The 12,962-nt window shown below is 69.3% G+C and carries 10 protein-coding genes; 4 read left to right on the forward strand and 6 right to left on the reverse strand.

Annotated elements, in window-relative coordinates; translation table 11 throughout:
- Nucleotides 1-559 precede the first annotated feature (559 nt).
- The 5 genes from ACH34Q_RS27855 to ACH34Q_RS27875 all read right to left on the reverse strand — a co-directional run bounded on the left by ACH34Q_RS27855 (nt 560) and on the right by ACH34Q_RS27875 (nt 6,660).
- On the reverse strand, nt 560-874 hold the full coding sequence (locus ACH34Q_RS27855) for a cupin domain-containing protein (RefSeq protein ID WP_395986040.1): 315 nt from the start codon (nt 872-874) through the stop codon (nt 560-562).
- An 81-nt stretch (nt 875-955) separates the two neighbouring features.
- On the reverse strand, nt 956-1,273 hold the full coding sequence (locus ACH34Q_RS27860) for a hypothetical protein (RefSeq protein ID WP_395986026.1): 318 nt from the start codon (nt 1,271-1,273) through the stop codon (nt 956-958).
- 113 nt (nt 1,274-1,386) lie between these two features.
- On the reverse strand, nt 1,387-2,742 hold the full coding sequence (locus ACH34Q_RS27865; RefSeq protein WP_395986027.1) for an FAD-binding oxidoreductase: 1,356 nt from the start codon (nt 2,740-2,742) through the stop codon (nt 1,387-1,389).
- A 693-nt stretch (nt 2,743-3,435) separates the two neighbouring features.
- On the reverse strand, nt 3,436-5,955 hold the full coding sequence (locus ACH34Q_RS27870) for an excinuclease ABC subunit UvrA (protein ID WP_395986028.1): 2,520 nt from the start codon (nt 5,953-5,955) through the stop codon (nt 3,436-3,438).
- A 174-nt stretch (nt 5,956-6,129) separates the two neighbouring features.
- Nucleotides 6,130-6,660: a pyridoxamine 5'-phosphate oxidase family protein gene (locus ACH34Q_RS27875; protein ID WP_395986029.1), complete on the reverse strand. Its 531-nt coding sequence runs from the start codon at nt 6,658-6,660 to the stop codon at nt 6,130-6,132.
- Nucleotides 6,661-7,986: 1,326 nt separating this feature from the next.
- Here ACH34Q_RS27875 and ACH34Q_RS27880 point away from each other — a divergent pair.
- Entirely contained in the window at nt 7,987-9,519 is a 1,533-nt protein-coding gene (locus ACH34Q_RS27880; RefSeq protein ID WP_395986030.1) for a penicillin-binding transpeptidase domain-containing protein, read from the forward strand.
- Nucleotides 9,520-9,789: 270 nt separating this feature from the next.
- Here the strand turns inward: ACH34Q_RS27880 and ACH34Q_RS27885 are convergent, their stop codons facing one another.
- A complete protein-coding gene (locus ACH34Q_RS27885; RefSeq protein ID WP_395986031.1) occupies nt 9,790-10,176 on the reverse strand; it encodes a hypothetical protein in 387 nt (128 codons plus the stop codon).
- 264 nt (nt 10,177-10,440) lie between these two features.
- Here ACH34Q_RS27885 and ACH34Q_RS27890 point away from each other — a divergent pair, with 264 nt between their 5' ends.
- The 3 genes from ACH34Q_RS27890 (at nt 10,441) to ACH34Q_RS27900 (ending at nt 12,216) form a co-directional block, all read left to right on the forward strand.
- Complete coding sequence (locus tag ACH34Q_RS27890) at nt 10,441-11,373, forward strand: phytanoyl-CoA dioxygenase family protein (protein ID WP_395986032.1); 933 nt, start codon at nt 10,441-10,443, stop codon at nt 11,371-11,373.
- 281 nt (nt 11,374-11,654) lie between these two features.
- Nucleotides 11,655-12,014 carry a hypothetical protein gene (locus tag ACH34Q_RS27895; RefSeq protein WP_395986033.1) on the forward strand — a complete coding sequence of 120 codons (360 nt, stop codon included), beginning with the start codon at nt 11,655-11,657 and terminating at the stop codon, nt 12,012-12,014.
- Nucleotides 12,015-12,117: 103 nt separating this feature from the next.
- Nucleotides 12,118-12,216 (forward strand): pentapeptide repeat-containing protein, encoded by a 99-nt coding sequence (locus ACH34Q_RS27900; RefSeq protein WP_395986034.1) that lies wholly within the window; start codon nt 12,118-12,120, stop codon nt 12,214-12,216.
- Nucleotides 12,217-12,962: the final 746 nt, after the last annotated feature.

Genomic DNA, 12,962 nt, shown 5'->3' on the forward strand with positions numbered 1-12,962 from the left:
ATGTCGGTTATCGCGGCCGTGGTGATGTCGTCGCGGTCTGGTGGACGCAGATTCCGGGCGCGGACGATACTGGTTGTAATGCGCGACGTACTCATCCAGGAATGCGTGTAGGTGCCGCGCCCCAGCGATCGGCATGCGGTGTGGCCTCGGCCCGCATCGTGCGGCGGCCTCGATACCCGGCACCCGAGGGAAGTTGACGCCCAGGCTCAAACCCAGTCGAAGCTTCAACTCCGAGCGGTTGAGCCCGAACGCCTCGACGCGGATGCGCACCCAGCCGTCCCTGTAGGGCGGGAGCGTGGTCAGTCGCAGGTTGTCCACGGAGCCGGAGAGCCGGACGACGCGCATAGTGATCGGCGGGGACGTTATGGGCCTGCCTTCTGTCCGGGGGTGGGAGAGCCCGGGGTAGGACAGTCGGACAGGCATGGTCAACATGAAGCCGCTGCGGCCGCATTCTCGACTCGCCTGTTCGTTACGGCACCCCATCGCTACCACCGCCTCGCACGCACCCACGGTGGAAGCCGGTCTCGCGATCAAACAGCCCGGGCCACAACTGCCCGGCTCACGCTTGAGGTGGGCGGGAAAGAGCGTGGCCCGTGGTGGAGTCGATATGGGAGGGCACCGCCTCATGGTGATCGCCCACGGTCAGGGTGCCGGTCGGCTCGAACATCAAAATCGAAGCCCCTCCAGGCGAGGACGGCTTGTGCTCAATACCGCGCGGGACGACGAACACCGTCCCCTTGGGCAAGGTGACGGACCGTTCAGCGCCTGAGTCGTCGCCGCCATCGCGCAGGGCGATGGCCAACTCGCCGTCCAGCACCAAGAAGAACTCGTCGGTGTCGGCGTGGACGTTGCGGGTGCCGAAAACCCTATCCATGCAGGCCAAGCGGCATGTCGATACTCGTTGAAGATTCCGCCCAGACGTTGATGTCGCTGAACCTTCAGAACCATGTGGCCATCAGGCGAGGCCTAGCTGGACAGGTTGGTGACCTTGTGGGGCCAGGATGGCGAACAACAGGAACTCCGCGATCCCGAGCGCGAGCGGGAGGATCAGGTCCACGATTCCCGGTATCTGAGCGGGCAGCAGCACCGAGTCGATCACGGCTCCGGCGTAGGCGGTCACCACCGCAAGCAGCGCGGCGAACCACAGCAGCCATAGTGCGACGCGATAGTCCCGATAGTTCTCCGGGACGTTCAACAGGTCGGCCGCGGCCAATCCCGCGATCCCCGATGCAAGACCGACGAGGATGTTGTGCAGGTTCAGGACCCGGTCCACCAGATAGGTGTCCAGGCGGGCCTGGAGCCGGATCCCCTCGGCTCGGATTCAACGCCGAGCAAGGTCATCCTCCGCTCGGCGGTAACCCGATCTCGATCGCGTAGGTCCTCGCTTCAGGAGGGGCGGACGGAGAGTGCGTGGTGGAACACGCCACGCGGGTCCCAGTGCCGTTTGACCTGCTGCAACCGAGCGTAGCCGTCCTTGTAGCAGAGGGTGTGCCACGGGATGCCCGAGCCGTTCCACGTCGGGTCGGCCAGGTCTCTGTCGGGGTAGCCGATGTACGCACCGTCGGCCGGGACGCCACCGCTGTCGGCGTAGACGTCGCGGTAGACCTCGCGGATCCACGACAGGTGCCGGGCCTCCTCGGCCGCGTCCTCCCAGCCGGCGAGGAAGCCGACCTTGAAGATCGAGTCACGGTGGGCGGTGGCGGTCGCACCGGGCCGCACGGTGTTGACCTGGCCGCCGTAGGTGTTCACGAACACGCTCCCGCCCGGATGGTCGTAGTCGGACCTGGTCAGATGCCGGTGGAGGGCGACGGCCTGCCGATCGGTGAAGCGCCGCCGCAGATAGCCCGACTTGATCTTGACGCTGTAGAAAGGGCCCGGCGCGTCGTCGAGACCGTGGATCGCCGCGGTCAGCCAGGGAAGGGTGGACGCCTGACGCGACGGCCGTACCCCGACGCCGCCTCCGAGCGCGGTGGTCAGGTCGTCCAGCAGCCGCGTGGCGCCGCTGTCTGCGGCGACCTGGCCGATCAGCGTGAGGTGTCCGGCGGATCTGGTGCTCAGCAAGAACTCGCCGTACAGCGCGCACGCCGGCGACCCGGGTGCCGAGTTGCGCTCGCCCCACTCCCCGTAATTGCGCACCAGCCGGACGAACGTCTCCCGGTCGAGCCGCTCCCACGGCCATGACAGGGTGAAGTCCAAGACCGTGGCCGGAGGAGCCGGCAGCGGACTGCCGCTCGGCGACCGGAACCAGTAGCGGGTGACGATCCCGAAGTTCCCGCCGCCGCCTCCGGTATGGGCCCACCACAGGTCCCGGTTGGGGTCTGACCGCTCCCTGCTGGCCACCACGCTCCTGGCCTTGCCCGACCGTCCGACGACGACGACCTCCACCGCGTACAGGTGATCGACCGACAGGCCGTGCAGACGGCACAGGGCACCGTAGCCGCCGCCGCTGACATGGCCGCCGACCCCCACCGAGCCGTGGGTTCCGGCCGGGACGGTCACGCCCCACCCGACGTACAGCCTCCGGTACATCTCACCCAACGTGGCGCCCGCTTCCACCTCGAAGGCCCTACGGCGCCGGTCATAGCGGACGGTCGTCATCTCGGAGAGGTCGATGACCACCCGGACGTCCGGGGCGTCCACGAAGTTCTCGAAGCAGTGACCTCCGCTGCGCACGGCGAGCTTCCGGCCGGTACGCACCGCATCGTCCACTGCGCGTACGACATCGTCAGCGGAGTGCACCACATGGATCTCCTCTGGCCGCCCCTCGAACCGCCGGTTGTAGCCTCGGCGCACCATCGAGGGATAGCGCGGATCTCCCGGCCTCACGCTGACCAGCCCCTGAACAGACGCCTTTCCGGGAGGCGAGGCCACTTGCGCCAGCGGAACCGATGCGGCGGTCACCGCGCCGCCCCGCAGGATCGTTCTTCTGGTGTGTCCGGCCACTGACGGCCTCCTTGAAGGGAGGGAATGTTTAGTCGCACGCTAAGAACGGGCGAGCCGAACGGTCACCACGCTGCTGAGCCAATCGGCATCTACCCCATAAGTCTCACGAGCCGTCGGTGCGAGCGGCGTAACGGCATTTCATCCGGGCGAGGCGCAAGCGCATGACGGGCACCTTGGGGCTGGGCAGAGCGGAATGATGAGCACCGCACGGCATTGAGCGTTCGGTTGTTCCCGTTGGGCCGACCCCGTCGGCCCGATCGTTGTGGGCCGCCCGTTTCGGCACCCGGACTCCGGACCGCCCCGTCTGCGGCGAGCCCGGCCCCGAGCTGACCTGGTGGCCGACCGACCACAGGCCGCCCAACCACGAACTGCAGGTCTGGACGGCCGCTGCCGGGCGGCGGTCGTTGGGCTGGTTCAGCGGCCGCCAGAGCGCCGGCATCGCCGCCGGCCTGCTGCGCATCGGGATCGTGACGCAAAGACGGGCCCTGCCCCTCAGCAGCGCGCGCCTTCCCGCACCTCCAGGAGCGGCAGGCCCGCCGCGTACCGGCGGAAGAAACCGGCGGTCGGGGTGTCCGCCGTCGCGACGGTGTCCGGGGTGCCCTCCGCGACCACCGTGCCCCCGTCCGGACCGGCTCCCGGCCCCAGGTCGATCACCCAGTCCGCGGACGCGGCGACGGGGATGTCATGTTCGGCCACGACGACGGTGTTGCCCGAGTCGAGCAACACATCGAGCGCATCCACCACACGCTGAATGTCGGACGGGTGCAGGCCTGAGACGGGCTCGTCGAGAACGACGAGGCCGGCCTTGCGGCTCGCAGCACCGCGCTGGATCGCGGACGCCAGCTTCAGCCGCTGCGCCTCGCCGCCGGACAACTCTGTGGCGCTCTGGCCGAGTTGGAGATAGCCGAGCCCGACCTGGTTCAAGGCTCTCAGGGTCTCCCCGAGCTGCCGGGGCTCGGAGAACTGCTCCACGGCCTCGGCGACGGTCAGCTCCAGCACCTGATCGATGGCCAATCCCTGATACCTGATCTCCAAAGCCTCCGGCTTGTAGCGCCGACCCTCGCACGCGTCGCAGACCACCCACACATCCGGCAGAAAGTGCATGTCGACCAGCTTGCGGCCATACCCGGTGCAGGTCTCGCAACGGCCGCCACCCGCGGTGTTGAAGCTGAACCAGGAGGCATCGACCCCGCGCCCGTGCGCCACGTCGGTCTCGGCGAACAGCTTGCGGACGATGTCGAACGCCTTGCTGTAGGTAGCGGGGTTGGATCGCGGCGTTCGCCCGAGCGGATCCTGATCGACGACGGCGACCCAGCTGAACCCCTCGAGGCCGGTCACCTCCCGCACCGTGTCGGTCGCCGTCCCGTTCAGGGCGGCCTCCACGCTCGCCCCGAGCGCGCCGAGCAGGCTGCTCTTGCCGCTGCCGCTCACCCCGGTCAGGCAGGTGAGCCGACCGGCGGGGAAACGCACCAGGTCCGCGGTCACGTTGTGCACACGCAGGCCGTGCAGCGCCACCCAGCCGGTGTCATCCCCGGCCGGGCGGTGGGGCCGGCGCAGCCGCGGCCCCTCACCGGCCAGATAGCGCCCGGTCAGCGACTTCGGGTGGGCGGCCGCGTCGGCAGGAGGCCCCGACACCAGGACCTCACCGCCGAGGCGGCCCGCGCCGGGCCCCATATCGATCACCCAGTCGGCCCGGGCGATCAGCTCCGGGTCGTGCTCGACAAGGAGCACCGTGTTGCCGGCCTCGCGCAGCTCCAGAGCGATGTCGAGCAGGTGCGCCTTGTCCGCCGGATGCAGCCCGGTCCCGGGCTCGTCCAGGACGAAGATGATGCCGCTCAGCTCGGTGCTGAGCTGCGCGGCGAGCCGGGTCCGCTGCAACTCACCCCCCGACAGCGTCGCCGCGCTCCGGGACAGCCGGAGATGAGCCAGGCCGAGCCGGTCAAGGATCCCGAGCCTGCGGCCCAGGTCCTGCAGCAACGGTTCACCCACCTCGCGCTGCCGGGCGCCCAGGTCGTCCGCCACGCGCTTCGCCCAGCTGCGCACCTCCCGTACTTCCACCTCGAGCAGGTCGGGGTACGTCAGCCCGCCGAGCCGCACGGACCGGGCCACCCGGTCGTACCCGCTGCCGCCGCAAGTGCCGCAGGGCTGCTTGCGCATGTACGGCAGGTAGCGCTGCTTGGCGCTGGACGCCTTGGCGTTCACGAACACCCGCTCCACCTCAGCGAGCGCGCCCCGCAGCGGCTGGCTCGAGGTGTAGGTCATCAAGGCCGTCTCGTTCTTGTTCGGCATGTCAACGGTCGCCTCGACCGTCTCCTCACCCGTGCCGTACAGCACGCAGTGACGGAACTCCTCAGGCAGCGACAGCCACGGCCGGCCGAGGTCCACGCCCCGCATCTCGGCGAGCGCCGGCACGAACGCGTGCTCCCCCGACCGCCACTTGGCGTACCACGGCGAGGCACCCTCGAAGAGCGGAAGCTCCGGGCAGGTGATGATCAGGTCCTCCTGCGCCTGCCAGCGCCCGCCCACCCCGTGGCAGTCCACGCAGCTGCCCTCCGGTGTGTTCCGGTCGAAGTGAGCGGTCGTCAGGTGCCCGTCCCCGCTCTCCGCCGCCGGATCCCCGCCGATCCCCGGGAGGCGCGAGTACAGCAGCCCCAGGTGCCCGTCGATGCCGGTGATCGTCGCGACCGTGGAGCGGGGGTTGCGGTTCAGGCGGCGCTGGTCGACCGCGAGCGTCGCACCGAGTCCCAAGATGCGGTCGACCTTCGGCCGATTGCGCTGGGTGATGTACTGCCGCACGAACGGCGAGAGTCCTTCCAGATACCGCAGTTGGGCCTCGTTGTGCAGCGTGTCGATGGCCAGCGAGGTCTTGCCGCTGCCGCTCACTCCGGTGAAGGCGACGAGCCGCCCCTTGGGGATGCTCACCGACACGTCCCGCAGATTGTTGGTACGAGCCCCCACCACGTCGGTGGTCTCGCGCCCCACACCCGCGACGTCCCGTACGAATGCAGTCAATCTTCGTCCACTCTCTCGCAACACAGCAGGACATGGGCGGCCAGGCCCCACCCATGCCGAAAAAACCGATCACGCCACCATGCGACGCCGCTCGTCACCAATGGCGCCGAGCGGCCGCTTCACCGGACCTGTCAGCCAGGACGTAGCCCGTACCGCTACGGCCCGTGTTGCGGATCAGGACCGGGACACCGCAGTGAGTTTGGCGACATCGGATGCGTAGACGCTCATCCAGTGCGGACGCAGCCGGTAGTAGACCACGTCGTTGTCCCAGTCAAAGGAGTCGGCGCCGTAGAAGTCCTTGAAGTACGCGAGCAGGTCCGGCCAGTCCGCGGCCGGCTCGCCGTGCCGGGGGTTGAGGATCTCCACCGTGCCGTGCGTGAACACACCCAGGTCCTCACCGCGCATGTGCGCGGCGCTGACGGCCGGCCGGGCCGCGAGGTGACGGGCCTTGACGGCGCCGCGCGCCGTGCCGAAGTGCCACTTGCCGTGCAGGAAATGCCCGTCCACGCCGCTCATCCGCGGTTCGCCCTTGGCCGTCACGGTGGACAGGGCCAGGGCGCACATGCCGCTGAGGACCCGCGTGAGCTGCTCCGCGGTCAGTGTGCTCTCGGTGCCGATGATCGAGCGGAGGTGCGCGGAGGAGCGGGACAGAGAAGCGTCCAGCAGGGCCTGCAACTCTTTGAGATCTTCTCGAGTTTCGCGCATGGAGTTCCTTCTTCATCCGTATCCATCGTGGTGCCCGGTCCACGCCCACCATCAACGCCGACCGGTGAAACCATGCTCGACCCAAAACCTGACACCTTGTGTCATATTTCTTTTTCAGTCGCCAAGGCTGCCGTCACCGTCGGTATCGACGGTGCCCACTACCACCAGCGTTGAGGGAGGGCGGCCTTCGAGATCCCCGCAGACAAGGTCCTCACCCCTGAGCAGCCATCTGAGCTGGAGTACCGCGGCCCTGCGCCCCTGTACCTCGCAGGCACCATCGGAGCTCCCGGCACTGTGAAGCAGCGGGGCTGCCTGCTCCAACTCGCGTTCTTCACTGTCGTTCCCCTCATGGCGGTGGCGCTCCTGATCGTGATCGGCGTCCTTCTGTCCCGATGACCGCCGACCCGGCTCTGATGCCGCACCCGCCGAAGATCCGGCCGCGCGCTCATACCGCAGACCGCGCGGCTATAACCGCAGGGATGCGTCGCCTTGCTTTACGACGATTCCTACAACGGCCAAACCTCGCCCCCTGTGCAACTGCGCATGGGGTCATCGACACCAGTTGGATGGCTTCCTCCATGGACGCGGCTTCGATGATCGCGAAACCGGCCACCGGGAGAGCGGAGGACATGAACGAGCCGCTCTCCACGGTCGCACTGGCACCTTCGAGGAACAGCACCAAACCTCACAGACCGGACACTGACCCATCTCACCCCAGGTGGCCGTCCTACGGGGGAACCTCACGGCATGTCCGTCACCTCGGCCGTGGTGATGTCGTCGTGGTCTGGTGGCCGCACATTCCGGGCTCGGTGCGGACGATGCCGGTTGTAATGCGCGATGTACTCCCCTCAGGACCGCGTGCAAACGCCGGGGTCTGGTGATCAGCATCCGGTCGGTGACCTCGGCCTGCACAGTGCGGACCCAGCGTTCGGCGATGGCGTTCGCTTTCGGGCTGCGCGGCGGGATCTTCACCACCGCGATCCCGGCAGCCGCCGGCACTGCGTCGAACTCCGCGGTGAACTGCCCCGCCCGGTCGCGGATCAGAAAGCGGAACCCGGTGGCCCACTCGCCCAGATCCATCAATAGATCCCGTGCCCGCTGCACCGTCCATGCCCCGTCCGGGTGCGCGGTCACGCCCAGAAGGTGGACGTGACGGGTGCCCACCTCCATCACGAAGAACACATAGACCCGGCGCAAGGTCACCTCACAATCGACGTGGAAGAAATCGCAGGCCAGCGTGGTCGAGGATCTACGTGCCCGGAACCGGCCAGCCCGCCGGGGCCCGAGATCGGAGATGATCGTTGGCGGCCTTCGAAGGAGGCGGCGTTGCGATCTCGTGGGGTCCTGGTCCTGGCCGTGCTGCTTCTCATCGTCCTGGCGGTCGGCGGCGCCGCCGCCGTGACGTATCCGTGGCGGGACCCGGGCACTCCCGAGCAGGTCTCCCGCGACTACTTCGCCGCCTGGCGCGGCGGCTCCCTGGACCGCATGGCCGAACTGGTCGCCGACCCGCCGGCGGACTTCGCCGCGCAGCACCGGGCCCTGTCCCGGGGACTGCAGGTGCACACGGTCGCGCTGGTGCCGGGCCCGCTGGTCCAGAACGCGGGCGAGCGGAACCGGGCGCGCCGGGAGTTCAAGGTCACTCGCCGTCTCGCGGGACAGGTGACGTGGTCCTACCGGTCGACCCTCGTCCTGAGGCTGGTCGAGCGCCGCTGGAGGGTCCTGTGGAGCCCGGCCACCCTGCATCCGTCCGTGACCGGTTTCGCCGTGTGGTCGCTGGCCGAGACCCGGGCCGCCCCAGCGACGTTCACCGACGGCCGGGGGCGGGTGCTGCCGGACGGCGGCCCGCTCCAGCCCTACATCGCGGCCATGGCGGAGGATCTGGGCGACTTCGAGGCCGACACCTCGGGGTGGGCCGTCGAGGTCACCGAAGCCGGCCGCGCCCCCCAGCGGCTGGCGGTGCTGGGCGCCGACCCATCCGAACGCATCCGCACGACGCTGGACGGCCGGATCCAGGCCGCGGCCGAGAAGGCGATCACCGACCGGAGCGCCGCTCTGGTGGCGGTGCGCCCGTCCACCGGGCAGGTGCTGGCCGTCGCCGACGGGCTGGGCGGGATGAACGCGTTCCTGGGTACCTACCCGCCCGGCTCCACCTTCAAGGTCGTCACCGCCGCCGCCCTGCTCGCCGACGGCCTGCCCGCCGGCGGCGGCGTTCGCTGCCCCGCGTCGGTGGTGACCGCGCAGCGCACCATCCGCAACCCGGAGGGCCTGGCGCTGGGATCGGCCTCGCTGCGGGACGCCCTGGCCGCCTCGTGCAACACCACCTTCGCGCAGCTGGCCGTGGAGAGGCTGGGCGCCGGGAAACTGGCCGGCGCCGCGGCCTCGTTCGGGTTCGGCGGCCCGCTCTCCCCCGGGATCTCCGCCACCCCGGCCTCCTTCCCCCGTCCCGGCGGCGGTGCCGAACTCGCCGAGGCGGCCATCGGCCAGGGACGGGTGCAGGCCAGCCCGCTCTCGATGGCGCTGGTCGCCGCAGCCGTCGCGGACGGGCGGTGGCGGCCGCCTCGGCTGGTCGCCGCCGGCCGGATCAGCGGGGAGCGGCAGCGCGCCCGCCCAGTGCCGGGGGCGAGCGCGCTGCGCGAGATGATGCGCGCGGTCGTCACCGGTGGCACCGCCGAACGCGCGGGCCTCCCCCCGGGAACTGCGGGCAAGACCGGAACGGCCGAGGTGGACGGCAGGCGATCGCACGCCTGGTTCATCGGCTTCCGCGGTGACGTCGCGTTCGCCGTGTTCGTCGAGGGTGGCGGCTCGGGCGGCGAGGTCGCGGCCCCGCTCGCCGCCCGCTTCCTGAAGGCACTGCGTTAGCGCGTCGTACGCCGGTCACGGTCATGCTCGCGCATGCGTGCGCCCGTGCCCCGTACGAGCTCGGCCGGAGTACGCCTGGAGCGGCTCACGCCGAACGTCCCCACCCCGCCGATGCGCAAGCCCGGGTCGGTGTGGGTCGACCTGCCCTGCGGCCGCCGGCGCGAACCGTCCGGGCACGCCCGGACCAGCTACGCCCGCGCCTCCACCGCCCACCAGTCCCTGGACACCCAGCTCGGCGCGCTCAAGGGCGCCGGCGTCACCCGGATTTTTTTAGAAGATCTCCACCCGCACCAGGACACGGCCCGAGCTCGAACAGGCCCATCGCCCTCGCTCAGGAGATGCGGCTCCGGGGTCGCGGTCACCCTCGTCGTCCACGAGCGCAAACGGCTCGGCCGCGGCCTCGAACTGGCCGCGCTGGCCGAACAGCTCAAGGCCCCGGCGAACCAGCCGCCGATGCCAGCGCAGCAGCGTCTCCAAGGTCACCAGCCGACTCATCCTCGCCGGTCTGGGCAGCAGCCGGGCCAGGGCGGCCATCGCCCCGTCGGTCCAGTTCAGTTTGGGCCTGGGGTTCTGCCGCCGAAACACCGCGACGTCCTGGCGCAGCACCAGCAGCTCCGCGGCCTCCGACGCCGCGAACGCGCCAGCAGCGCCATCCACCCAGCCGAGCGAACGAACATCAATACAGCATCCGCACCATCACAAGCACGCAATCCTGCCAGCACAGTGCCCACCACGGCTGACATACCGGCAGGTCAGACACCTATCCCTCGTCTTGGAACCCCCACAGGGCCCTCCGCTCCCGAACATGTCCCCAGCCGCCAGGTAGCGATGTGCGGTTTGGATGGTCTAGCTGGGGCGGGGGCGAACCGTACGTGCGAAAACCGATGGCCTGTGGTCGCGCACTCGGATGATCCTGGGTGAATGGACCTTGAGAACGCCGCGCGGGACTGGCGGGCCGATGGCTTCGTGATCCTCCCGGCGTTCATCCCCGCCGAGGAACTGACGCCCGCGGCGAGCGAACTGAACCTGCTGTTCCCCTCCCCCGAGGGCTTCCATGACGGCACCGACCCGCGCCGCAACCGCTTCATCGGCGACGAATTCGCCGGGATCGACACCTTCCCGTTCGCCAGCACCGAGATCAGCCTGCTGGCGGTGAACCATCGCATCCTGGCGCTCGCCCAAACCCTGCTGGACGACAGTGACGTCCACATCTACACCGCCGAGGCCTGGGCCAAGTACACCAGTGCATGCGACTACGACCAAGACCTGCACCGCGACTACCTCAACCACACCGTCCTGGTCCCTAGCACGGCACCGGGCTGCCAGCAGCTGGAGATGTTCGTCCTCCTCTGCGACGTCCCCGAAGAACTCGGACCGCCGCATCTCCTCTCACGTGCGCACACCGGGGACATCCCCGCCGTACCGAACTGGTTCCTGCGGCCCGGACACGACAGCGCCTGGAGATACAGCGACGACAGCGGCAGCCCGCAGATGTACGGTGCCGAGGTTTCCGGTGCAGGGCCCGCCGGAACGGTCATCGCCTTCGAGGCCGGCACCTTCCACCGGGGCACCCAACTGACGGCAGCTCGCGGCGCCCGTTACAGCATGCACCTGGGCTTCCGGCCCTCCGGCCTCTCGTGGGGGCAACGCGCGGGGTGGGCCGCGCGGAGCTTCGAACGAGAATGGGTCGCGTTCGTCCACCGTGCCACCCCTCGCCAACTCCAGACCTTCGGATTCCCCCCGCCGGGACACCCTTACTGGACGCCCCAGACGCTGACCGGCATGGCACTGCGTTACCCGGAACTCGACCTCACGCCCTGGTCGCCCTCCGCTCCCACACCCCAGAGATCTTGATTGCGCTCCGACGCCTCCGTGGGTGCTGTCGGGATTAGACGGTTCCCCACAGGGCCGAACCGGCGCCCGGGGAACGGACGCCAGCGGACGAACGGGTGCCCTTGAGCGCCAGTTTCGCGTTGGCAGAGACGAAAAGAGCCCTCGAATCCCAGTGGGGCTCAAGGGCTCAGCAGTACCGGACACAGCTTGGCCCGCCCCCGGTCCACCCTGACACCGCTCTGAAGAGGAGCCCACGATTTGCCGGCTCGACCAGCAGCACCACTGCGCTGAATACTGAACCCGTGCGCCAAGCATTCGCCCACGAGGCGGTCGTCGCCATGGCCCCAGGTGAGGACATCCGGGCACCAGGCGCGGCCATCACGGTCGCGTTGTGCGGAGACTGGGAGCACCGGTCGCCGTGCCCGCTGGCCCCACACCACACCGACGTGCGGCGTTCCGGCGCCCGGCTGCGGCTACGGGTGCTGTTCGCCAGCGAACCCGCGTCCGAAGCCAACATCCGCACCCGCATCGAACAAGCCCTGTCCGCATCCAGCCTCACCGGCCCTGACGGAAAGACAACACACTGGCGACTGTTGAACGCCCAGCCCTGCACCGTCCGTACCAGCGAAGCGGAACACGCCGAACAACTCATCAAGGGCTGAGACGCCGACTTCGCGAACACGATCTCGTGCATGCCCGAGCGGCCGGCGCTGCGCGTGGCCGAGACGGCGGAGATATCTCTCTAGGAGTTTCTGGCTCCTCCCGATGGGCGCGGACCTGCACCGCGCAATCCTGGTGGGCACGGTACTGAAGGGCACGAACCTGCGAAATGCAGACCTGCGGGCAGCGAAAGGGGCAATCTGAGCAGCGCACCCCGGCTCAGGGTCGCGGCCGTCAGCCGCCGACCTGCGTCCTGGTGCTCGCGGGTAATGACGTGGAACATCTCCTCCACGTGCGCGACCGATAGTTCCGTCAGCAGCAGGTGGCCCAGTAGCGGGTCCAGGTACCGCCGGACGTGGTCGGTGTACCCGGCCACCGTGGACGGCGCGCCCCGGAGGTTCTCCAACCACCGCTGCAACCAGGCCCCCACCGTGAGTGGACTCCCGGCCGGGCCACGCAGCCGCGCCAGCACCTCCGACGCGGTCTTCCTCGTCGGGAAACCGCCACGACGGACACGGCGTCGACCGCCGTCCGCACCGATCCCCAGTTCCAGGCGCAGGTACCAACTGCCGTGACTGCGCTCGGCCATCAGACGCGGGCACCCGTTGCCCATCGCGCGGCCGCTGTCCGGATCCTCGCAACCGCATCGCCGGTACACACCACCGGCACTCCTCAGTTCTATCCATGAGGTCATGGTGGGTCTGCGCTGGGAACTCAACCATCACGGAAGGCACCAGACTGGCCTACCGAGGACGACAGCACAGCATCGGACAAGGGCGGCACGAGTTTCTCCTGCCCCGGCTCCCATCCCGGAAGCCGGGGCAGCTCTCTGGCGCGGCGTCAGACGCTGTGGTTGGGGTCGAATCGGTCCGCGAGTTCTGCGAGCACCGCGGACCGGTCCCGGTCCTGCCCTGCCTGGGCGGCCAGCATCCGGAGCCGTGGCACAAGCC

The sequence above is a fragment of the Actinomadura sp. 9N407 genome, assembly GCF_044326315.1.
Classification (GTDB): Bacteria; Actinomycetota; Actinomycetes; order Streptosporangiales; family Streptosporangiaceae; genus Spirillospora.

Coding starts and splice junctions, on each gene's coding strand:
- ACH34Q_RS27890 (WP_395986032.1), top strand. CDS start 10,441: ATGGACCTTGAGAACGCCGCGCGGGACTGGCGGGCCGATGGCTTCGTG.
- ACH34Q_RS27900 (WP_395986034.1), top strand. CDS start 12,118: ATGGGCGCGGACCTGCACCGCGCAATCCTGGTGGGCACGGTACTGAAG.
- ACH34Q_RS27855 (WP_395986040.1), bottom strand. CDS start 874: ATGGATAGGGTTTTCGGCACCCGCAACGTCCACGCCGACACCGACGAG.
- ACH34Q_RS27875 (WP_395986029.1), bottom strand. CDS start 6,660: ATGCGCGAAACTCGAGAAGATCTCAAAGAGTTGCAGGCCCTGCTGGAC.